This is a genomic window from Angustibacter peucedani (assembly GCF_054779595.1).
On sequence record NZ_BAAGXY010000080.1, the window covers coordinates 1 to 1,939 of the forward strand.

The 1,939-nt window shown below is 53.1% G+C and carries 1 rRNA gene; it reads right to left on the reverse strand.

What is annotated here, in order from left to right:
* Nucleotides 1–1,939 (reverse strand): 23S ribosomal RNA (locus ACYVJ4_RS14345); the annotation flags it as partial.

Consider the following 1,939-nt stretch of genomic DNA (forward strand, 5'->3'; position numbering starts at 1 on the left):
CGACAAGGAATTTCGCTACCTTAGGATGGTTATAGTTACCACCGCCGTTTACTGGCGCTTCGATCAAGAGCTTCGCGTTGCCGCTAACCCCATCAATTAACCTTCCGGCACCGGGCAGGCGTCACACCGTATACGTCCACTTTCGTGTTTGCACAGTGCTGTGTTTTTAATAAACAGTTGCAGCCAGCTGGTATCTTCGACTGATTTCAGCTCCACCCGCAGGGGCTTCACCTACACATCAGCGTGCCTTCTCCCGAAGTTACGGCACCATTTTGCCTAGTTCCTTCACCCGAGTTCTCTCAAGCGCCTTGGTATTCTCTACCTGACCACCTGAGTCGGTTTGGGGTACGATTTCGTGTTACCTGATGCTTAGAGGCTTTTCCTGGAAGCAGGGCATTTATCACTTCAGCACCGTAGTGCCTCGTCATCACACCTCAGCGTTAACAAGGTACCGGATTTACCTGGAACCTCCGCCTACATGCTTAAACCGGGACAACCGTCGCCCGGCTGACATAGCCTTCTCCGTCCCCCCTTCGCAGTAACACCAAGTACAGGAATATTAACCTGTTTCCCATCGACTACGCCTTTCGGCCTCGCCTTAGGGGTCGACTCACCCTGCCCCGATTAACGTTGGACAGGAACCCTTGGTCTTCCGGCGAGCGGGCTTTTCACCCGCTTTATCGTTACTTATGTCAGCATTCGCACTTCTGATACCTCCAGCATGCCTCACAGCACACCTTCAACGGCTTACAGAACGCTCCCCTACCCAACAACGCATAAGCGTCGCTGCCGCAGCTTCGGTGCATGGTTTAGCCCCGTTACATCTTCCGCGCAGGCCGACTCGACCAGTGAGCTATTACGCTTTCTTTAAATGATGGCTGCTTCTAAGCCAACATCCTGGCTGTCTGTGCCTTCCCACATCGTTTCCCACTTAACCATGACTTTGGGACCTTAGCTGGCGGTCTGGGTTGTTTCCCTCTTCACGACGGACGTTAGCACCCGCCGTGTGTCTCCCGTGATAACATTCTTCGGTATTCGTAGTTTGCATCGGGTTGGTAAGCCGGGATGGCCCCCTAGCCGAAACAGTGCTCTACCCCCGAAGATGAGTTCACGAGGCGCTACCTAAATAGATTTCGGGGAGAACCAGCTATCACGGAGTTTGATTGGCCTTTCACCCCCAGCCACAGGTCATCCGCTAATTTTTCAACATTAGTCGGTTCGGTCCTCCAGTTAGTGTTACCCAACCTTCAACCTGCCCATGGCTAGATCACCGGGTTTCGGGTCTATACCCTGCAACTTAACGCCCAGTTAAGACTCGGTTTCCCTTCGGCTCCCCTATACGGTTAACCTTGCTACAGAATATAAGTCGCTGACCCATTATACAAAAGGTACGCAGTCACCCCATAAAGAGGCTCCCACTGCTTGTACGTACACGGTTTCAGGTTCTTTTTCACTCCCCTCGCCGGGGTTCTTTTCGCCTTTCCCTCACGGTACTGGTTCACTATCGGTCAGTCAGGAGTATTTAGCCTTGGAGGATGGTCCCCCCATATTCAGACAGGATACCACGTGTCCCGCCCTACTCTTCGAGTTCACAGCATGTGCATTTTCGTGTACGGGACTATCACCCTGTACCGTCGGACTTTCCAGACCGTTCCACTAACACACAAGCTGATTCAGACTCCGGGCTGCTCCCCGTTCGCTCGCCGCTACTGGGGGAATCTCGGTTGATTTCTTTTCCTCGGGGTACTTAGATGTTTCAGTTCCCCCGGTTCGCCTCGTTAACCTATGTATTCAGTTAACGATAGTGCAACGGATTGCACTGGGTTTCCCCATTCGGACATCGCCGGGTCAAGGGTTCATATCACCTCGCCGGCGCTTTTCGCAGATTAGCACGTCCTTCATCGCCTCTGACTGCCAGGGCATCCACCGTGTACGCTTA